This is a genomic window from Paenibacillus sp. TAF43_2 (assembly GCF_052113545.1).
GTDB lineage: Bacteria > Bacillota > Bacilli > Paenibacillales > Paenibacillaceae > Pristimantibacillus.
In genome coordinates this window covers 1-21,015 of sequence record NZ_JBFRDK010000061.1, presented here as the reverse complement: position 1 = coordinate 21,015, position 21,015 = coordinate 1, and the positions used below count along the sequence as shown (strand labels likewise).

General features: G+C 45.1%; 20 protein-coding genes and 1 pseudogene. 18 read left to right on the top strand and 3 right to left on the bottom strand.

Annotation, left to right across the window (positions count from 1 at the left end; all coding sequences use genetic code 11):
- Positions 1 to 205: 205 nt before the first annotated feature.
- From AB4Z17_RS15245 to AB4Z17_RS15205, 9 genes are all read left to right on the top strand, one after another.
- On the top strand, positions 206 to 568 hold the full coding sequence (locus AB4Z17_RS15245; protein WP_441960621.1) for a HesB/IscA family protein: 363 nt from the start codon (positions 206 to 208) through the stop codon (positions 566 to 568).
- 121 nt (positions 569 to 689) lie between these two features.
- Complete coding sequence (locus AB4Z17_RS15240) at positions 690 to 1,082, top strand: hypothetical protein (protein WP_441960619.1); 393 nt, start codon at positions 690 to 692, stop codon at positions 1,080 to 1,082.
- Between the two features lie 479 nt (positions 1,083 to 1,561).
- Positions 1,562 to 1,993, top strand: a complete 432-nt coding sequence (locus AB4Z17_RS15235) for a GAF domain-containing protein (protein ID WP_441908315.1) — start codon at positions 1,562 to 1,564, stop codon at positions 1,991 to 1,993.
- A 119-nt stretch (positions 1,994 to 2,112) separates the two neighbouring features.
- Positions 2,113 to 2,769 carry a response regulator transcription factor gene (locus tag AB4Z17_RS15230; protein WP_441960617.1) on the top strand — a complete coding sequence of 219 codons (657 nt, stop codon included), beginning with the start codon at positions 2,113 to 2,115 and terminating at the stop codon, positions 2,767 to 2,769.
- Entirely contained in the window at positions 2,762 to 3,901 is a 1,140-nt protein-coding gene (locus tag AB4Z17_RS15225) for a PAS domain-containing sensor histidine kinase (protein WP_441908313.1), read from the top strand. Before AB4Z17_RS15230 ends, AB4Z17_RS15225 begins: the two co-directional genes overlap by 8 nt.
- A gap of 10 nt (positions 3,902 to 3,911) precedes the next feature.
- Entirely contained in the window at positions 3,912 to 4,652 is a 741-nt protein-coding gene (locus AB4Z17_RS15220; RefSeq protein ID WP_441908312.1) for a response regulator transcription factor, read from the top strand.
- Positions 4,649 to 5,746, top strand: a complete 1,098-nt coding sequence (locus AB4Z17_RS15215) for a sensor histidine kinase (protein WP_441960615.1) — start codon at positions 4,649 to 4,651, stop codon at positions 5,744 to 5,746. Before AB4Z17_RS15220 ends, AB4Z17_RS15215 begins: the two co-directional genes overlap by 4 nt.
- Before the next feature lie 124 nt (positions 5,747 to 5,870).
- Positions 5,871 to 6,647 (top strand): ABC transporter ATP-binding protein, encoded by a 777-nt coding sequence (locus AB4Z17_RS15210; protein ID WP_076267534.1) that lies wholly within the window; start codon positions 5,871 to 5,873, stop codon positions 6,645 to 6,647.
- Positions 6,622 to 8,565 (top strand): FtsX-like permease family protein, encoded by a 1,944-nt coding sequence (locus tag AB4Z17_RS15205; protein WP_441960614.1) that lies wholly within the window; start codon positions 6,622 to 6,624, stop codon positions 8,563 to 8,565. Before AB4Z17_RS15210 ends, AB4Z17_RS15205 begins: the two co-directional genes overlap by 26 nt.
- Positions 8,566 to 8,634: 69 nt before the next feature.
- On the opposite strand, the gene AB4Z17_RS15200 is transcribed toward AB4Z17_RS15205, so the two are convergent.
- Entirely contained in the window at positions 8,635 to 9,018 is a 384-nt protein-coding gene (locus tag AB4Z17_RS15200) for a hypothetical protein (RefSeq protein ID WP_441908309.1), read from the bottom strand.
- 100 nt (positions 9,019 to 9,118) lie between these two features.
- Positions 9,119 to 9,883 (bottom strand): VCBS repeat-containing protein, encoded by a 765-nt coding sequence (locus AB4Z17_RS15195; protein ID WP_441960612.1) that lies wholly within the window; start codon positions 9,881 to 9,883, stop codon positions 9,119 to 9,121.
- Positions 9,884 to 10,090: 207 nt separating this feature from the next.
- Between AB4Z17_RS15195 and AB4Z17_RS15190 the strand changes: the two genes are divergently transcribed.
- The 9 genes from AB4Z17_RS15190 (at position 10,091) to AB4Z17_RS15150 (ending at position 20,684) form a co-directional block, all read left to right on the top strand.
- Positions 10,091 to 10,678 carry an NAD(P)H-dependent oxidoreductase gene (locus tag AB4Z17_RS15190; protein WP_076267537.1) on the top strand — a complete coding sequence of 196 codons (588 nt, stop codon included), beginning with the start codon at positions 10,091 to 10,093 and terminating at the stop codon, positions 10,676 to 10,678.
- A 128-nt stretch (positions 10,679 to 10,806) separates the two neighbouring features.
- Entirely contained in the window at positions 10,807 to 12,588 is a 1,782-nt protein-coding gene (locus tag AB4Z17_RS15185; RefSeq protein WP_441960610.1) for a sensor histidine kinase, read from the top strand.
- Positions 12,581 to 14,212, top strand: a complete 1,632-nt coding sequence (locus AB4Z17_RS15180) for a response regulator transcription factor (RefSeq protein WP_441960608.1) — start codon at positions 12,581 to 12,583, stop codon at positions 14,210 to 14,212. Before AB4Z17_RS15185 ends, AB4Z17_RS15180 begins: the two co-directional genes overlap by 8 nt.
- 125 nt (positions 14,213 to 14,337) lie before the next feature.
- On the top strand, positions 14,338 to 15,687 hold the full coding sequence (locus AB4Z17_RS15175; RefSeq protein WP_441960606.1) for an ABC transporter substrate-binding protein: 1,350 nt from the start codon (positions 14,338 to 14,340) through the stop codon (positions 15,685 to 15,687).
- A gap of 126 nt (positions 15,688 to 15,813) precedes the next feature.
- Entirely contained in the window at positions 15,814 to 16,704 is an 891-nt protein-coding gene (locus AB4Z17_RS15170) for a carbohydrate ABC transporter permease (protein WP_441960604.1), read from the top strand.
- Between the two features lie 19 nt (positions 16,705 to 16,723).
- Positions 16,724 to 17,530 carry a carbohydrate ABC transporter permease gene (locus AB4Z17_RS15165; protein WP_441960602.1) on the top strand — a complete coding sequence of 269 codons (807 nt, stop codon included), beginning with the start codon at positions 16,724 to 16,726 and terminating at the stop codon, positions 17,528 to 17,530.
- A gap of 39 nt (positions 17,531 to 17,569) precedes the next feature.
- The gene (locus AB4Z17_RS15160) at positions 17,570 to 19,651 is read left to right on the top strand and encodes a glycoside hydrolase family 43 protein (protein WP_441960601.1); all 2,082 of its coding nucleotides are present in this window, start codon (positions 17,570 to 17,572) and stop codon (positions 19,649 to 19,651) included.
- A gap of 165 nt (positions 19,652 to 19,816) precedes the next feature.
- Complete coding sequence (locus AB4Z17_RS15155; RefSeq protein WP_441960599.1) at positions 19,817 to 20,122, top strand: DUF7667 family protein; 306 nt, start codon at positions 19,817 to 19,819, stop codon at positions 20,120 to 20,122.
- 145 nt (positions 20,123 to 20,267) lie between these two features.
- On the top strand, positions 20,268 to 20,684 hold the full coding sequence (locus AB4Z17_RS15150) for a VOC family protein (RefSeq protein ID WP_441960597.1): 417 nt from the start codon (positions 20,268 to 20,270) through the stop codon (positions 20,682 to 20,684).
- A 79-nt stretch (positions 20,685 to 20,763) separates the two neighbouring features.
- Here AB4Z17_RS15150 and AB4Z17_RS15145 read toward each other — a convergent pair.
- A pseudogene (locus tag AB4Z17_RS15145) lies at positions 20,764 to 21,015 on the bottom strand (LuxR family transcriptional regulator); the annotation flags it as partial.

The following is a 21,015-nucleotide window of genomic DNA, read 5'->3' as shown; positions in this document are numbered from 1 at the left end:
TTTTCCGATTAAAGAAGCTGTAACTATTATAAACCTCATACGTAGCAGGGGCAATAAGAAAAGTATTGGCATTTACACAAATTGTAAATTTTATTTATGGGCATGCTTCTATTGAGCAACTGAACAAACTGGAGTATACTACAAATAAGTAAGTGAAAAGCAATCAGCAATTAAAACGAATGATGGATAAACGGAGGGATGTAGCATGATCACAATCAGTGATACAGCATCTGACAAAATAAAAGAAATGCTTGCTGAAGAGGGCGGCCCTGGAATGTTTTTGCGCATTGGCGTAAAAGAAGGCGGCTGTAGTGGTTTCTCTTACGGCATGGGCTTTGACGATGAAGAGCATGAAGGCGATAAGGCTTTAGATATGGAAGGCCTTAAAGTGGTTGTAGATGGAGAAAGCGTTAAATACTTAACCGGTCTTGTTATCGATTTTAAGGAATCGGCAATGGGCGGCGGCTTTACGATCGAGAACCCGAATGCAAGTGCAACTTGCGGCTGCGGTTCATCGTTCCGCACAGCGAAGGATGCAGGAAAACCAGCTGCAGCAGGCGAGTGCTAATAACGAGCGGTGAATGTTATCTTCCGAAATGCGTATGAAATTCATATGCATTCCGGAAGTTTTTTTTGTTGTCGGTTTGGCTTTAAGTCTATAAATCGATCATCTTGGGGGATAACAGCGCATGGAATTTATTCGTGATTATAGACAGTTTATTGAGGTAGGCTGCACATCATGCAATAGAAAGCATACAGTTCAAACAGACAACTATACGATTTCCTCAGAAGGCTATGCGTTTCATTCACCGATCCAATGTGCTTGCGGCCATATGGCGAGTACGGCAATAAAGGACAAGAGAACATGGACAACCATGAAAACCGAAAAAAATGACATGATGAAAAGAAATAAAGCGACAACGATTAAGCTAATGTTAGTGATTGGTTTTACGATCGTATTTTTTGCAGGTGAAATGTTCTATTTGCTGAATAAAAATGAAGCGGAGCAGAAGAGCGCTCAACACGATGCAGAGAAAGAGTCATCCAGCCTTATTGTTGTTCAAACGCAGGAGAACTTCTAAACATTATGGGATGAACGCAGGAATAAAAAAAATTTTCAAAACAGGTATAAGGCAGTGAAATGATGTGCATATTAAATTTGACGGTGTGAAGAGAGGTGTGGTTCCATTGGACCTTTTGGTGCTAGGGCTGCAGGAGGAACTTATTTAATCACTAAGCTTTTATGAAAGCGAGGGGTTGTGTCGCAGAGCATCTCTGAACACACACGCTAAGCGCAATCCATTAAAACGGAATGTGTACAAGCGGTGCCCAAGTAATCTTAACAATGTGAAGTGTTAGATGTGAAGACTCGTACGATCAAACACCGTCGAAGGAGGAGCCTGTAAAAGGGCTCCTTTTTTCTATGCCGAAATCGCTGTACATACTAAGGCAATAATGGTTTGGTTGGCATTAATTCAGGGAATTCCCTGACATACAAAGCATTTTCTTAGCTTTATAATAAGGTTAGAGATTGCTTGTATTTCCTGAAGGAGGAATGAGGATGAAGACGATAGAAGCGGAAATCGCTGCATACATCGAGCGATTGAAGAGGGAGACAGGCAGCGATTTCGCTATACTCGGCTTGATCGATACGGGCAAACGTAAGCTGCGCTGGTCCAAGGCGTCAGGCAGCATAAGTGAGCGCACCTCGCTTGTTGAGCAGAAGTCGTCTGCGGGTTTGTCCGGTTCTGCGATACGCTCCGGCAGAACCGCAAGCACAAGCTCGGCTATGACCGATACGGTGCGGTTCAAGTTAGGAGAGCCGATTCTGCTGACAGAACAGCTGCGCATTGCTGCAAGCGTACCCATTCAAACGCCTAAAGGCATCTGCGGCGTTCTGCTTATCGGTAGACGCTCGGAGAAGACCTATGTCGCCGAAGAGCTGGAGAAGGCTTCACATATTACAGTAGAGCTTTCATCAATGCTCGTTTGATGATGGCTTTTTTTGACTGTAAATACAATTCACTTCCTAATGTAAGCTATACTAGTATAGATAATAAAAATGATAGACTCGTATCGACAGAGGTATCATTCCAGTGAGGGGAGAACAAGATGATTAAGCTGCTTATTTGTGATGATCATGCCATGGTCAGATCGGGTCTAGCGATGCTGCTGCACGGCAAGCATGATATCGAGGTAGTAGGGGAAGCCTCGGAAGGGGACGAAGCCATTCAGATGGCACAGCAATTAGTGCCGGATGTTGTATTGATGGATCTTAGTATGCCGCATGGCAAAGACGGAATGACAGCAACGACGGAGCTGAAGAAGCTGCTGCCTGAGACGGCGGTTCTTATTTTGACGATGCATGACGATGACGAATATTTGTTCCGCGCGATTCATATCGGAGCTTCAGGCTATATTTTGAAAAATGCGCCTCATGATGAGCTTATATCAGCTATCCAGTCGGTAGCGCAAGGAAATGCATATCTTTATCCTACGGCTACAAAGCGGTTGATGAGCGAATATCTCGTCAAGCTGAAGCAAGGCGCGGAGGACAACAGCCCTTACAATACGTTATCTGAGCGTGAAAAGGAGATTTTGGGCTGGATCGCCAAAGGGTATTCAAATAAGGAAATCGCGGAAAGTTTAATTATTAGCGTAAAGACAGTCGAGACTCACAAAAGCCATGTGATGGATAAGCTAGGGCTTAGAACAAGGCCGGAGCTCATTAAGTTTGCGCTGGAGAAGGGGCTGCTGCATTATGATTAAGCATGACGGTAACAACTTTCGGCGAATGATTGGGTCAGACGTCGATTATCTTCTATCCGTTCTAGAGGATGAGATTGACGATAAGTCGATGCTCACGCAAGTTAATCATTCGCTTAAGCAGCTTGCAGATGTGAAGTTTGCGCTGGATGAATCGTCAATCGTTGCAGTCACGGATCATAAAGGGCGCATTGAATATGTAAACGATAAGTTTTGTGAAATTTCTAAGTACAGCCGTGAAGAGTTAATAGGCAAGGATCATCGGATTATTAACTCCGGATTTCATGGGCGCGATTTCTTCCGCAAGCTGTGGGAGGTTATTTCAAGCGGCGAAGTATGGCGAGGCGAAATTAAAAATCGTGCCAAGGACGGCAGCTACTACTGGGTTAACACGACGATTGTTCCCTTCGTTGATGAAGCGGGCAACCCTTATCAATATTTAGCCATACGCAGTGAAGTGACACAGCGGAAGCGGGCTGAGCAAGAGCTGAAGGAAATGATGGTTAAGGTGATTGAAATCCAAGAGGAAGAGCGAAAACGAATATCGAGAGAGCTGCATGACGGGATTGGCCAAAGTCTCTTTTCGCTGCTTATTCGGCTTGACCGCATCATCGGCGATCATGATGACATTTCTGAGCTGGGCGCGCTTCGCAGCGATGTATCTGGCGTGATGGAGGATATTCGTGGTTTGGCTTGGGAGCTGAGGCCATCGGTTCTCGATGATTTAGGTGTCGTTCCGGCAATAAGAACTTATGTGGACAATTATTCACAGCATTTTGGCATTCGATTGACGCTCACATGCAATTTAAAGAGCAGGCTGGGCATTATGAAGGAAACAGCTATTTATCGTGTCATTCAAGAAGCATTAACGAATATCGCGAAGTATGCTGATGTAGGCGAGGCTGAAGTGGTGGTTGAGGAGCTGGAGGAAGAGGTCGTCGTCAGCGTAACAGATCAAGGGCTCGGTTTCAGTCCTGAGCGCATCGGCCACGGTGTAGGCTTGTTCAGCATGGAGGAGAGAGCTCGCAGCATCGGCGGTTATTTGGATATTGTTTCGGAGCCTGGCAAAGGAGCAAAGGTGAAGCTTATTGTTCCTAAAGATAAGAATTCGGAAGGAAAAGGCGTAAACCTATAGGAGGAATTTCATGTATCGAATTTTCATCATAGAGGACGACGATAAGATTGCTTCAATACTCAAAAAAAATATGGATAAATACGGATTTGAGGCAGCCGTTGTTACACAGTTTCGAGAAATTATGCCGGAGCTGGAGGCTTTTGATCCGCATGTCATTTTGCTCGATATTAATTTGCCTTACTATGATGGTTATTATTGGTGCAGACAAATTCGAACACGTTCAAGCCTCCCTATTATTTTTATTTCTGCCCGTGCGGGCGAAATGGATCAAGTTATGGCTATAGAGAACGGCGGCGATGATTATATTACGAAGCCTATCCATTTGGATTTATTAATGGCAAAGGTGAAGAGTGTGCTAAGGCGAGCTTACGGGGAATATGCGACGTCCGGGTCTGCAGCTACAGAAACTGGCGTTGCCTCTCAAACAGGGGAGCTGTCAGCTGGCGACCTTCGTCTGTACTTGAACCGTAATGAGCTTGAATGGAGAGACTGCCGCATTGAGCTGACAAAAAACGAGCAGCTGCTGGCTGAATGCTTGATGAAGCGGCATGGCATGGTTGTTTCGCGCGAGCAGCTGCTTGAAGCGCTTTGGGACGATGTGCAATTCGTCGATGATAATACGCTTACGGTCAATGTGACCAGGCTTCGGAAAAAGCTGGAGGAGCTTGGGCTTCCTAAAGCGATTGAAACGGTGCGGGGACAGGGCTATAAGCTCGTAATCGAAAATGCAGTAGGAGAAACGTCACGATGAGAGGCTTATCGCTGGCGTTATTTTTACGTGATCGTCTGTTATTTATATTTATGGTTTGTTTAATTATTTTACTCGCCGTCAGCCTGCTTCTCCTTGAGCGTGAGCGATACCCAGGGTTAGTCGAGCTGGGTACGATTTATTATTTTATCGTCATTGCTTTATTTTTGCTAGGGACGTGGCTGGTCGTTGATTATTTGCGGCAGCGCACGTACTTTAAGCAAATGTTGGAGGCGATTGCACGGTCTGAAGAACTGCAAGCTTCAACAATCGTACAAGCTACAGTGACACAGGAGCAGAAGCTTGTCGCTAAAATGCTGGAGGAGCAGAGCAGGGCTTATTTGAACGAGCTTGGCAAATATCGAAGGCAGCAGGAAATACATAATCATTTTGTGCTGCAATGGGTGCATCATATGAAGACGCCTGTATCTGTCATCGATTTGCTCGCTCAGGAGGTTTTGCAGCAGAACTCGTCCTCGCAGCAGGAACAGCAGCAGCTGGCGCTAAGTATGCAGGAGGAATCCGATCGGATGACGCGGGGGCTTGAGATGATGCTGTATACAGCTCGTCTGGATAAGTTTGAAATCGACCTGCATGTCAAGCAGGTAGCGCTTCATGAGCTTGTGCGCTCGGTCATCAACGCCCATAAGAAGCTTTGCATCCGTTACTCCATTTTCCCTCGTGTCGAGGGGGAAGCATTCGTGGAAACCGATGAGAAATGGATGACCTTTGTGCTTAATCAATTTATTAGCAATGCAATCAAATATAGTAAAAGCAAAGAAGGCGGCAAAAAACTGCTTTTTCAATTGGATGCGTTCAGTGGCGGAGGAGGTAGGCTGCAGGTGATCGATGAAGGCATTGGTATTGCGCCGCATGATCTTCCACGCATCTTTGATCCTTTCTTCACAGGTGAGAATGGACGAACGGCGGGCGAGTCAACAGGAATGGGGCTTTATTTGGCTAAGCAGGTATGCAATCGGTTAGGTCATGAGATGACCGTTTCCTCGGTTCTCGGAGAAAGTACGACGGTCAGTGTCGCATTCAAACCGCGCGGCATTCATATTATGGGCAGCGGAGGTAACGGAAGCTCAGGTTAGGTGACAAACTTGTAAGGTTGGCAGGGTGTGAATGAAAGGGAAATCGATGGGTTTAACCTCTTCCCCTCGTCTATACTAACGGTAATGAAGCACATTACAGATAGATCTGGGGAGGAACAAAGCAATGAGCGTACTAAAAGCAGAAGGGCTTGGCAAAATATACAGCAGTAAAGGCAACGTCGCTTACAAAGCGCTTGAGGATATAGAGCTTCAAGTGGAAGCGGGAGAATTCGTAGGGGTAATGGGGCCCTCAGGCAGCGGAAAAACAACTCTGCTGAATTTATTGTCCACGATCGATCGTCCAACCTCTGGTCAAATTGAAATCAACGGCGTAAACCCAAGCAAGCTAACGGATAAGAAGCTGGCCTTATTTCGCCGCCGCGAGCTCGGTTTCGTCTTTCAGGATTTTAACTTGCTAGACACATTATCGATCAAGGAAAACATCATTTTGCCGCTCGTAATGGAGGGCATGGCACCGAAGCTAATTGAACAAAAACTGGATTCGCTCGCTGAATTGCTGCAAATCAAACAAATCTTGAATAAGCGGACGTATGAGGTGTCTGGCGGTCAGAAGCAGCGCGCAGCAATCGCCCGTGCTATTATTCATCAGCCTTCGCTCGTGCTTGCAGATGAGTTGACGGGCAATCTCGATTCCAAATCAGCGAAGGATGTTATGGATTCCCTGAAGGACATGAATGAGCGTTTTAAGGCGACCGTATTGATGGTAACGCATGATCCATTCTCTGCGAGCTACTGCCAGCGCATCGTATTCATCAAGGACGGCAAGTTTTTCTCGGAAATTCGCCGCGGCTCGAACAGGCAAGCGTTTTTCCAACAAATATTAGATGCGCTCAGCGTGCTGGGAGGTAATTTCGATGACGTTCCGTTCGCTCGCGCTTAGTAATATTCGGGGCAACTGGCGGTCGTACAGCGCATTTTTCCTGAGCAGCGTCTTTTCCGTTATGATCTTTTATATTTATGCAGCGTTTCTATACCATCCAGAAGTAACGAGCGGCCACATTATGGCGGCATCAAAAATTCGTACAGGCATGGTGTTTTGTGAATATATTATCGTCATATTCTCGTTTTTGTTTGTGCTCTATTCTAATTCAGCATTTCTCAAAACGAGGCAGCAGGAATTTGGTTTGTTCTCTTTATTCGGGATGACAAAAGTTCAGCTTCGAAAGCTTGTTATTTATGAAAATGCAGCCATCGCTGCGCTGGCCATCGCTGTAGGCATCGGTCTTGGCATGCTGTTCAGCAAGCTGTTTTTTATGGCTCTAACGGTGCTTCTTAATTTGCAGGAAGCGATATCTTTTGCGGCTCCAATCAAAGCCATTGGCTTAACGGCAGGCGGTTTTTTTGTTCTGTTCATGCTGATCTCCATTTGGACAGCGCTTCGCATTGGACGAACTGAGATTATTGATTTGCTGAAAGCGGCTCGCAAGCCAAAAGGACAGCTCGTATTCTCGCCTTGGCTGGTTGCTGTGTCTGTCGTTTGCTTATCGGCTGCATATGGCATGGCTCTGGTTATGAACGACGGAAATTTCATGCTGCTAGCCTTGCCAATACTAATTACTGTCGTTATCGGGACGTACTTTCTCTTTACTCAGCTGAGCATTTTACTGCTCCGCTATATTCAAAAAAGATCATCGATATATTATAAACGGACCAATATGATCGTGTTTGCACAGCTCGGCTATAAGATAAAGGATAATGCGCGTATTTTATTTATTGTATCTATTCTTAGTGCAATCGTTATGACTGCCCTTGGGACGGTATATGTGATGAACATCGGTGCCAAAAAAAATATGATAGAATACTCTCCTTTCTCCCTAGCTTATAGTGAAAAAGGCTTGAATACACATGAGGTTATTGACCCAGGTAAGCTTAGACAAGTAGTCAAAGAGGACGGCTACAAAATTGTTCGTGAAGCAAAGGCAGCTGGCGTACTGTTGAATCGCTTTTCGGTTAAATGGGGAGACGAAAAGGCGCGTGATTATGATTATGATGCTTTGGTTATTTCAGCTACCGACTACAACAAGCTTGCAGCATTGACGGGTCAGCCGAGCATTCAGCCTGAGAATGGCAAGCTAACGCTTATAAAGTCCTATTTATCAAAAGGAAGAGAACAAGCAGGTACTGTAAAAGGCAGCATTAACGGTAAGGAAACGGCATTCGATATTAGCGGCTCGGTACAAGCGCATGTAATGAATTATCTCGATAGCAACTATTTTACTTTCGTAATGGATGATTTTTCCTACATGCAGCTGCTATCGAGTGTGCCAGAAGATGAGCTTTATGTGATGTATGGCTATGAATTAAGCAATTGGGAGAAAACAGCAGCTACGGTTGAGAAGCTTAGCAAGCTTGTGCCAGAACAATTTCAATCCCAAACCGATTTTAGCCGTGTAAAAACGCTGCAAGAAATGAATCAAACGGTTTCTTTGACTTTATTCATCGGTATGTTCATTAGTTTGCTATTCTTCATTGCTTCGGGAAGCATGATTTATTTCAAGCTGTTCACCGAGCTGCAAGAAGACCAAACCCAGTTTAAAGCTTTAGTCCGCATCGGCATGACGAAGGGGGAGATTCGCAAAATCGTTGTCACGCAGGTCGGCATCGTTTTCTTTGTTCCCGTCATTGTTGGCATATGCCATGCTTTGTTCGCGATGAAAGCACTCGACAACATTATGGAATCATCTAACTGGATTTATTCTTTTGTCGTTATTGGCATTTATATCGTGATGCAGACGTTGTATTTCATAACCGCTTGCAGCAGCTACATGAAGAGCATGCTTCGCGGTGCGAACGCATAATAAAATTAAAAAAACGGCTTTTCCTCAGAAAATGAGGAGAAGTCGTTTTTTTTATGTTCATATGAACATTTAGAAGCAAGTGAAAGAGCTGATTCTCCGTAAATCTATACCGGTGTAACCCCATGATCTTCCGAACCAACGGAAACCGGAGACAGATGTACGTCCAACAAATACAGGGAAAAACCAGAAACCATGACCATTATCCAACCATACGTAAGTGTTGCGGAACAAACAGCCGGAGATAGCGCCTGGATCAATCGCAAAAGGCGTAACAGCAGGCTGCGGCGGCGTGAATTGTGGTGGCGGAGCGGTCGGACCCGACATACCTGGTTGACCTTGTTGTCCTGGTCCCATCGGTCCTTGTGGACCTTGTGGACCTTGCGGTCCAAACGGTCCGAAAGGCCCCATCGGTCCCATTGGCCCCTGAGGGCCTATTGGAGGCATAAATGCCATGCAAAATCACTCCTTATCAATTGGGCTAATGCATGTTATGCAGAAATACCTAGCAACGATTGGGCGAACGATCATTGTCAGCGATTCAATCTGAAAAAAGTTAAAAATGCGATTGGAGCGGAGTACCGATTATAGCGATGTTTAATCTAGAGGAATCAAACCTGTTTCCATTCCATGTCAGCAGATTCTCTACATAACCGAGCGTATCAGCGTTTGTAGGTCCAATGATGCGCTGAAGAGCCTGCAGATCGAAGGATGCCCGGTTCTCGGCAGTTATGATTGGATTTAATGCTGCGATAGCCAGCACTTCGCCTTGCAGAGGCTGCTTCAGCATTCCGTTTTCGTTGTAATAAGTGGCTAAATAAGCGGCCCCTTTGCTGCTTATATCAATGATAAACAGCAAATCAAGCTGAGCACTTGATACCGATACTTTGTACATATCTTCATACTGGACGCGAAACTTGTATTGTTGATTGTAGCTGTCTGAATCAAACAGCATGTGGAGCGCATGGTGAGCGAAGGAGTAAATGTAAAAAATGCCGTAACCGCCGCTTCCTCCGGAATCGATGCTGATCAAAATGTCAGATATTTCATTTTTATCAAAGTCGCCCAGCAGCAGGACAGCGTTATAACCGGCATTATTTTGTAAAGGAACGACTGTGCGCTGCTGTGAATACCCATCTTGAATAACTAGCGTAATATGATCTGCGAATATACCGGATGGTCCATCCGGTTTATGGCCAAATAAATAAATCTGATCAGGTATACCGTCACCAGTTACATCTCCTTGTTTCATGTCGAGCAAATATTCGTCTGTTGCTAACCGATCTGGCTGGTACCTATGTGTATGGAAAGACGAGTGCATAACTATTCCTCCAAGCCTAAAATACATGGTTTCTGTCTATACCTATGCCAATCCCTTGCGATTGGACTGTGCGAATGCCTAGAAGCGGGCAAACAAAAAGCAAGCTTTCGTTTGAAAAGAGAGCATTCAGGCATTACATATTGCAAGATGATTAGGCAACACTAATGCGGACTGATGTCTATATACTTAAGGAGGTGCAGCTTTTTTATGAAGCACTTAATCGTCTATTGTCATCCTAATCCAGACAGCTTTAATAACGCCATTGTGGATGCTTTTATTGGATCATTAAAGGAGCAAGGCCATGAGGTCGTCGTCCGAGATTTGTACGCGATGCGATTTGACCCTGTGCTCAAAGCCAGCGATTTTGAGGCGCTGCGCGAAGGCAACACACCTATGGATATTAAAACGGAGCAAGAGCATGTGAAATGGGCGGATGCGTTTACGATGGTATATCCTATTTGGTGGACGGGGCTGCCTGCACTTATTAAAGGCTACATTGATCGGGTATTCTCGTATGGTTTCGCTTATGCCTATGGTGAGGATGGAACGATCAGCAAGCTGCTTGCGGGCAAGAAGGGGCTTATTATTAATACACATGGAACGCCTTCGGAGATTTACAGCCAGACTGGCATGTACGATGGGCTGAAAAAAACTTCGGATACGGGTATTTATGAATTTTGCGGCATCAAGTCAGTTGGTCATATATTTTTTGGCAGCGTGCCGCAAATTGATGATGCAGCCCGAAAGAAGATGCTCGAAGAAGTGCGGGGCAAGGCAGTCAGCTTGTTCGAATAGAAAGCCAAGAAAAGCTGGTCGCAACGATGCGATCAGCTTTTCCTTTTTTTAAAGCATGCTTGTCCTGTCCGAGGTTGAGGAGTATCATATAGTCCAAAAGCCTAAATGTATAGAATTGGAGATTTGGAATGAGAATCGGCATTCGCACCAAGATATTCACAAGCTTCTCTGTAGTAATCATTGTTTCGCTGACGATAGTTAGCGTGTTGTGGTACAACAAATATTATGATAGCCAGCGCGAATCGGCCGAGAGCTTTATGTCCCGTACCATTTTGGATGCAAATAAAAGCTTCGAGCTTACTCTCAAGGACATCGATTATATTAGTACGATTATTTCTCTCAACCACCCCAACGTGATTGATGTGCTTTTGCCTGATCCTTCTGAAAGTTTAATTAATCGACTCGAGAAGGATCGTAAGCTTGATAACTTCATTTCTAGTTTATATGGCTACAAATATTACATATCGAGCATACAAGTAGCGAGTTTGGGAGGTCGCAGCTATTCGCAGGGGGCCACGGTTCCAACCAATGAATTTATGGAGTCAAGCTGGTTCGAGCAGCTTCTAGAGCAAAGAGGGAACAAAATATTTATTACGACTCATTCCAATAAAAAACTTAATTATGTGTCTTCCTATGTGAACCAAAACGTTGTTTCTATTGCGAGGGCAATCATGGACGGCTCGGAGGCGGCAGGTTACGTCATGGTTGATTTCAGTTATGAGGTTGTTGAGCGTATATTCAATACCCCGCTGCCTAATAAAAGTCAGCTGTTTCTGATTGATGAAAAAGGGAATTTTGTCTACTCGCCGCGCAATAAGGATATTAATCAGCCGATTTCAGATACAGCTTATGCAGATGTGCTCCCTGAGCTGAAGGGCAGCTCGGGCAAGATAAGTATGAACATAAACGGTGAGAAGCATCTTGTTATTTATCATACATCCGATTTTACAAATTGGACGACAGTGGGGCTAATTCCACAGGGTGAGCTGCTCGCAGAGAGCAGAAAAGCAGCCAATACGATTATGATTATTCCTATGGTGACTCTCATTGTTGCCCTTTTTGTTGCTACGATTTTGTCCAACCAAATTACGATTAATATCGGCCGTTTAAGGCAGGCCATGAAGAAGGTCAGTGAAGGCAATTTATCTGATCCTATTGCCATTTCATCAGGCGATGAGGTGGAGGAGCTGAGCGATGGCTTTAACGCGATGGTTACCAACTTGCGGCTGCTGCTTGATGATGTGAAGCAAACGGAGGAGCAGAAACGGATTCTTGAGTTTAAAGCGCTTCAGGCGCAGATCAATCCTCATTTTTTATTCAATACACTAAATCAAATCAAATGGCTGGCAGATGTACAGAAAGCCGACAATATTAAGCAGCTTGTTACCTCTCTCGTTACACTCCTGCATAGCAGCATGGGCAAAGGCGGAGAGTATGTTACCGTTCAAGAGGAACAGCAATATTTGGAGCATTATTTGAATATTCAGCAGTTTCGTTATTACGATAAGTTTGTCGCTGTATTCGACATTGAGGAAGAGATTTTGCAGGTGCGTATGTTGAAGTTTTTGCTGCAGCCTATCGTTGAGAATGCCCTCATTCATGGCTTAGAGCCGCTTAAGGGAAGAGGACAGCTCACGGTTAAAGGATATGAGGATGATGGACATATCGTAATACAGGTGTCAGACAATGGTGTAGGCATCGAGCAAGAGCGGCTGGAAACTATTTTTAATAAAGTCACTGAAAAAAATCGGTCTAGATTTAGCGGTATTGGGCTTGTAAATGTACAGGAGAGAATGAAGCTCCATTATGGAATGGGCTATGGCCTGCAAATCGAGAGCGTGCCCGGTTTATTCACGACGGTAACCGTGCGTATTCCGATTGAAGTGAAGGGAGACAAAAAGCATGATTAATGTTTTGCTGGTCGATGACGATCTGCCTATGTTGAGCAAGCTGAAAAACATCATGAACTGGGAAGCGGGCAGCTTTCATTTATGCGGAGAAGCCAGCGGCGGCTATGCAGCGATCAAGCTTCTGGATGAACGCAAGCCTGAAATCGTCATTACGGACATGAGTATGCCGGGAATGGATGGTTTAGAGCTGATCAGTTATATGGAGGAGCATTATCCGCATATTCAAGTGATAGCGATCAGCAGCTACAGCGATGTTCATTATGTGAAGAACAGTATGAAAAAGGGCGCTGTCGACTATATTTTGAAGCATGAGCTGGATGCAGAAACATTGGCTGCTGCCCTTGCAAGCGCACGGGAGCGGTTTGCGATAGAGCAGGAGGAGCAGGCGAAGACGCTGGATTTGCAGCGGCAAATTCAGCAGAATCAAACGACGCTGATCAGGGGGATCATTCGAAGTCTTGTTCAGTACACGTACAATAGCGAAGAAGAGCTTCTCGTGCAGATGGACAAGCTTGATTTAGCTCTGAACCTGCGGATGCTCACCGTTGTCGTTGCAGAGTGGGACAGCCGGGGCATGCTTCATGATAAATATAACGCCAAAGAGCTTGACTATATTATGGGCACTTTTATGGATATTACAGACAATATCCTTGCAGATACAGGAAACGCTTATATGACGCCGATCGAAAATGGGAAGTTTGCTATTTTATTTTCATTTGATACGAACAGCAAATTTATTTGGCACACGATTATATCGGAAGCGCTCTCCCGAATCAGATTGAGCGCCAAACGGCAGCTTAACCTCATGTTAAGCTTCAGCGTAAGTGAAATGTGCAGCAAGGTGAATGTGCTGCATGAATACTTCAATGAGGCGGATAAAGCGCTGCAGGAGAGGTTTTATGAAGGCGGCGATGTCGTCATTTGGCCGGGGATACAGCGAAAGGCAGGGGCTGACTCTGGTGCAAGCTTCTCCGTTGATGTGAAGCTGGAGCGAACATTGCTGTCGCTTCTCGCAGCATCCAATGAAAAGGATCTGGTCATCAAAATCGAAGAGCTGTTTACTCGAATGAATGAAGCGCGTGCACCGCATAAAACGGCACAAATGGTTGCGGTAGAACTCATTCATCTTGTTAATCGCAAGGCGAAGGAAGCTGGCATTGCAGATCAGGATTTGTTCGAAGGCGACCAGAATCCTTATCTGGCGATTGGTAAATTTGATACGCTCTCCGATCTGAAGGAATGGATTGTTGGGGTGTATAAGAAGCTTGTCGAGGCGCTTCGTCCGTATGTGCATGACAATCTTTATTCTGAAAATACCCGCCGTACTATGGAGTGGGTGCGGAAAAAATTCTCAGAGCCAATCGCTTTGCAGGAGGCCGCAGATGTCATTGGAGTCAATTCCTCTTATTTGAGCCGAATGTTCAAGGAGGAATGCGGTCAAGGTTTCGCTGATTATGTCAACCATGTGCGAGTGGAGCAAGCTAAGCTGCTGATCAGGTCAGGCGATGTTGATTTAAAGGATGTTGTGAAGCAGGTTGGCTTTAACAATTACAATTATTTCTTTACGGTATTCAAAAAAATTACTGGAAACACGCCAATCGAATATGAAAAACAACAAAAATAAGATTATTTGAGTGAAAAGTAAAAAAGATAGAGTAAATGTAAAAATAATGGAGTCCACGTGTGGGCTCTTCTTTTCTATGATGAAGAGGCAAGATGACAAACATACATCTAAGGGGAGATGGAACAATGAAAAAATTATCTTTTAGATTTGCGCTTGTATTGGCATTATCCATTTGTTTAGCATTGACGGCTGCTGCTTGCGGCAGCAAAAACACAGACACAAACAACGGCAAGAATAGTGGATCAACTTCTACGGAACAGCAAACGGTTACTTTCTGGTCTTGGGTTCCTACGGATGTACAAGCAGAGAAAGCGATTGCGGCATTTGAAGCAGCTAATCCGAACATTAAAGTAGATTACTGGCGCGGCGAGCAAACAGACTTTCAGAAGAAGCTTCAAGTAGCGATGGCTGCTAACGAAGGACCGGATCTTCTTGGTATGCAGGTTGGAGGCATGCTGAACCAATATGCCAATACGCTTGAGCCTATCGAAGCGCTTGCAGATACAAATTGGGGTGCTGGCTGGCAGGACAAGTTCGTTAAAGCTTCTATCGATCAAGTAAGAGCAAAAGACGGCACAATGGTTGCGCTGCCGCTTAACTTGACTGGCCAAGAATTTGTTCTTTACAACAAAACGATTTTTGATAAATTGGGCATTACAAAAGTGCCGGCAACGTATGAAGAGTGGTTGTCTGTTAATGCGACTATTCGTGAGAAAGGCAACGGCATCGTGCCTGTAGCTTTCGGAGCGAAGGACATTTGGCATGACGTTGATATGTTCGTAGCGCTTAGCAATCAATTCGCGCCAGGCAAAATCTATGAAGCAGAGCAAGGCAAAGTAGCTTGGACCGATCAAGCTTTCGTCGATACGATGACAGCATGGAGCAAGCTATTCACAGATAAAGTAATGCAAGACGGAGCTTTGGGCTTGTCTACTTACCCAGATGCTCGTGACCAATACTTCTATTCTGGTAAAGCAGCGATGTTCTTGACTGGTTCTTGGCATGCAGGCTTCAGCCTTCCAGGCGGAGAGAAAGACGGAACAGCGATTGAAAACGATGAAACGGGCATTTTCTTGCTTCCGCAAATCGGACCAAACGAATCCAAAGCGGTTGCCAGCGTAGATACAGCACTTTCAATCAACAAAAACTCCAAAAACAAGGAAGCGGCTTGGAAGCTGCTTGAGTTTATGACACAAGGCGAAGGCCAACAAATTATGGCTGATTTCATTCAAGGATCACCAGCTAAGATTGGCGTTGAAATTCAATCGCTTGATCAATTTAAATTCGAATCCGAGCGTGAAGCGATCAAAACGGTAAACGATGCAATCGAAAATGCAGTAGGCAAACGCCTGCTTGATTACCCTGAGCTTACGAATGCGATTGGTGTAGCGATGCAGGATGTTGCAGCAGGTAAAAGCATTGAAACCTCGCTTAAAGATATCCAGAAGGTTTCCGATGGTATTGACCGCAAGTAAATTCGAATTTTTAGCAAGCAATAAGTTTTAGAGCAGATAAAGAGCATGGATATGCGTGTTGGTATTCATGCTCTTTCTTATACTCAAAACCTTATATTTGATAGGTAAATGAAGGGGTGATACACCATGAACGGCAATCGTTCTGTTCTTTCCGGCTGGAGAGCTTATTTATATATTTTACCAATTCTTATCGTATCGGGTTTATTTTTGTACTATTGCATAGGATTTACGGTTTATACGAGCTTTCATTCTTGGAACGGCATTGACTCGGAGATGAAATATATCGGCTTTGATAACTATATCAAGCTGTTTGACGATAAGTCTTACCATATCGCACTGCGCAATAATCTCGTGTTCTTTATTTTTACAGTTGGCATTCAAGCGGCGCTTGGGTTAATGCTGGCGATACTGCTTCGCGCGAAGCTGCGAGGCCATTCTATCTTCAGATCGGTCTATTTCATACCGACCATTATGGCACCGATCATTATTGCGGCTATATTCCGAATCATTATGGATACAAACTTCGGCAGTCTGAATGAAGGATTGCGCGCTTTGGGGCTAGATTTTCTAGCTGTATCCTGGCTTGGCGATCCCAAATATGCGCTCATGTCGATCATTATCGTCAATATTTTTGAATGGATGGGCTTTAGTATGACGCTTYATTATTCAGCGCTTCTAGCCATTCCAGATGAAATCTATGAATCTGCCAAAATTGACGGCTCTGGCTTTTGGAGGACGCTGTTCAAAATTACGGTTCCGCTCGTTGGCGGCACAACGTCTACACTCGTCATTCTTGGCATTGTCGGCTCGCTCAAAACGTTCGATATCGTATCGCTGCTTACTGGCGGAGGTCCAGGGCGCTCAACAGAGTTTCTGACTACGTACGTGTATAAGAAGGCGATTGAGGAGTTTAATGGCGGGATGTCGGCTGCTGCGGGAGTCACCATTCTCATCATCGCTCTCATACTTGCCGTGCTGCAAATTCAGTATACGAACCGTCAACAACGTGATTTATAACCGTAAGGGGTGAGCTCAAATGTTTATTAATTTACGTAAATTAGATAAATGGATCATTCAAGCCGTGTTAGCCATAGTTGCGGTCGTTTGGTTGTATCCGCTTGTACAATCCGTCATTAAATCGCTTGGCATCAATGGGTTTGGCAATTATCTTGCCGTTATCAATCACTCAAAGGTCAATTATTTCCTTGTCGTTTTCAATAGCTTTTTTATCGCGGTATGCACAACTCTCGCAGTAGGTTTGCTAGCTACACTGGCTGCGTATGCCTTCTCAAAAATGCAATTCAAGATGAAAAACGTCCTGTTTTATTCGCTGGTTGCCTGCTTGGCTATTCCTGCGACAGCGGTTATGTCACCGCTCTTTTTTACAGCAAAAACACTTGGCATTATGAATAGCTATTCAGGCGTCATTTTGCCATTGGTTGCATTCAATGCACCGTTCATGCTTCTTATTCTCAAAAACTATTTCGATTCCATTCCGAATGCGATTCTGGAAGCGGGCATGATTGATGGCTGCACATCCTTCCGAATGTACAGAACGATCATGATCCCGCTTGGCATACCTGCTATTATTAATATTGCAGTGCTTACATTTATCTACTCATGGAATGACTATATCATTCCGCTGCTCCTCATTCGTGATGAAAAGATGTATACCGTTACGCTGGCTACGCAATTTTTTACGGGTACAACAAATCAGACGCCAGAAATGGTCGCACAGCTTTATGCAGCGCTTATTTTAATGACTATTCCTTCCATTATTGTTTATATGTTCGGTCAGAATGCAATGAAATCAGGCTTAACGGCAGGCGCAGTAAAAAGCTAATTAATGAGCTAGTAGATAAGCTGGAGGAGGACTATTATTATGGCTAAAAATATACCATCTATCGGACTGCCGCATCATGGCGGCGCATCGTATTTGAATCCGCTGAAGATCGGAGAGGGCGCAGGGCAGCAGGAACCGCTGACGCTCGTGCATCCCGATCCTTACCTTTTGAAATTTAACGGTCGTTATTATACCTATGCAACCGCGAAAGCTGGTGTAGTTGTGCTGCGCTCCAGTGATCTTGTAAGCTGGGAGCACTTAGGCTATGGATTTCAGCTGGAAGGGCATAAGGAATATTGGGCGCCAGCCGCTGTATATGAGAATGGCCGTTTTTACTTATACGTATCATCAATGCCGATTACGGAAGATGATGTGCATGAAGAGCGATTGATGGTTGCCGTTTCAGATACGCCGGAAGGCCCATTTGAATACGTGCGAACGTTTTATGACACGTTTTCATTGGATGCGCATGTTGTGAAGGACGAGCAAGGCGATTATTATATGTTTTACTCCAATAATGAATTTTCAGGCGTAGATCGTGATCGTGCGGGCACAGTCATCCTGGTCGATAAAATGCTGGATATGGTTACGCCAGCCGGTGAACCTCAAATTGTCGTATTGCCTACTATTGATGAGGAAATCTATGAGGAAAATCGGTTTGGCGACGGCCGTGACTGGCATACGATCGAGGGTGCTTTTTATTTAAAGCGCGGCACGAAGCATTATATGATGTACAGCGGAAATGCGTATGTACGTCCGAATTATTTTTTAGGTTATTCGGTGGCAGACGGCAGCAAAGGCCAGCCGCTTCATGAGCTGGAATGGAACAAGTATCCTTCCGATGATCAATATGAGCCGCTTCTTCGCAAAAATGATGGCGTCGAGGGCGTAGGCCACAATTCCGTCGTTAGAGCTCCAAACAATGTGGATTCATGGGTATTTTACCACGGCCGGAATGCTGACGATGTTCTTGACATGGACCGTGAGCAGCGGACGATGCGAGCAGATCCTCTGCTTTGGAGCGGTGATCGGATCTATATTGCCGGCCCGACTTATACGCCGCAGACAGCGCCGGCGCAGCCAACATTCCGTGATCTGTTTGACGGCAGTGAAGAAGGTCTTGGCGAGTTGTGGCAAGCAGCTGCGGGCAACTGGACAAGAGCAAATGGCGAAGCCCTTCAGACAAGCCGTGCTGTTATCGCCGGAGCGGTCACGAAGTCTGCATACAGCCACTATGTTCTTGAAGCTAGCGTGAAATGGTCGAAGGATCATACTGGCGGTTTATATGGTATTTATGCCGCATATCAAGACGAAAGCAATTACGTGTCGGTCTTATTGGATGTCGGACGTAGAGTACTGCGTGCTCATGCCGTCTATAAAGGGATTCAGCATGAAGCTATCGAGCATGCTTTGCCAGAGAGCTTTAACTTCGCCGTATACCATTTGCTGCGTGTGGATAAAACAGGAGACAACTATCGTATTCAGCTTGATGAGGTTACGGTAATAGATAAGCGATTCCCGATTGCCAGCGGCAGCGTAGGTTTGCAAACGCGCTATACAGCTGCTTCATTTGCAGGTTTTGAGGTTACGCGTCATTTCGCATTAACGGATGCGAGCAGCACTGCATTCGCTGAGCAGCTTGAGCGGACGAGCGGCGTTGGCATCTGCCGTGTCAGCGGCGGCGAGCTACACTGCAGCAGCAAGCAAGGGCTGCGTACAGCTTGGTTATTGGACAAACTAGGTGATGCTGCCTTAGGTGAGGATTACCGTTTTGATACCGATATTCTCGTGAAGCGTGGTTCCGAATATGGCGTCTATGCCGCTTATACGGATGAGCGCAACTCAGTAGAAGCGGTATTGAATCGTACAGCCGGTTCCGTAACCGTATCGTCATGTATGGATGGGGAGGCATCTGTCTTATCCAGCGTTACTTTAGATGCGGCAAACTTCGATTGGACAGTCTGGCATACGCTTTCGAGTACGGTCGTTAACGGCTGCTTGACCATTCGTCTGGACGATCAAGTCGTATTTGCAGGTGCTGTATCCTGCCTTGCAGGCTTGCCTGGTCTGGTGGGCGCAGGTGAAGCTTCATTCCGTGAAACGCGGTATACGATGCTTTAATAAGTGAATGTTGACATGATGGTTTATGAAATATTGAGTCTGTTTCTCTAGGTCGCCATTGACATAGAGGGACGGGCTCTTCTTTTTTTTATAGCAAATCTATTAATTTTTTGTGAGTTTTAATAGCAAGGAGATTATTTTGGCTACGACTGGGAAAGAATAGAGGTGAAGGTCATTAATAGAACGATGGGAATGATCGATATGATGAATGTTCATTGGCGCCTTGCTGAGCTGTGGCTGCTGCAGGAGAAACGGAGCTTAACGGAGCAAGAAAGCTCAGAGCTAAACGCCTGCATGAAATTGAATGCCAAGTATGCACAAAGACTTGCCGAACAATATAATTTTGGCTATATGGCGAGCATGACAGGTGATGAGGTTTGGCTTCAGGAAATCGCAGTCGAAATTGACAAGCTGGAGAGAACTCATGAATGCAAGCGTCCTTTGTTTTTTGAAGGCAAAACGGAAAAGTAAGCAAGAAACGGCTTATTAATGAGCGTGTATTGGTATGAAAAAAGAAATCGTCAAACTATCATTCACTAGTAATAAAGCTAGAATATAGGTTATTATGATAGTGACGAATCACATGTAGGGCATCCTAATTAAGAGGTGATAGGTTATGGCTTTTCAGTCCGCAAACATCTTTGTGAATTTACCGATTAAAGATTTGAATAAGACAGTCGATTTTTTTACTAAATTAGGGTTTGAGTTCAACCCCCAATTTACGGATGAGAAAGCTACCTGTATGATCATCGGACCTAATATTTTTGCTATGCTGCTGGTTGAGCAATACTTCCAAACGTTTATTGATAAAGAAATTGCAGATTCATCGAAAACAGCTGAGGTCATAGTGGCTTTGTCCGCCGAAAGCAGAGAGCAAGTGAATGAAATCGTGAATAAGGCTTTGGAAGCAGGCGGTAAACCTGCTAAAGATCCAATAGACCATGGCTTTATGTATAACTGGAGCTTTCAAGATATAGATAATCATCTATGGGAACTGGTGTATATGGACCCAAGTGCGATTGAACAAGGGTAAGCGGAATAATGCAGGGGCTGTCTTAAACGTAGATTTATCTGCGTTTTGGACAGCCCCTGCTTTGTTTTGTTAATGGAGCTTAGACTGCGTGAATCCCTAAGCGCTGCTCTGCTGACTTTGTTTCATCCGCTGAAGAGGCTGGCTTCGCCAGCGCCCGAAAGCAAATAGCTCTGATTGGTCTTGGCAGTGTATCGCCTTCTATTTTCTCTAAGCCTCTTAAGGCGGAAAGCCAGCGGCGGGCAGCATCATTGGAGGAATTTAATTGAAGCTGCTCGGACAGCACCAAGAAGCCAGGCTCCTCTAAGCCTGCAACGCCCTCCGCTGCCGGAAG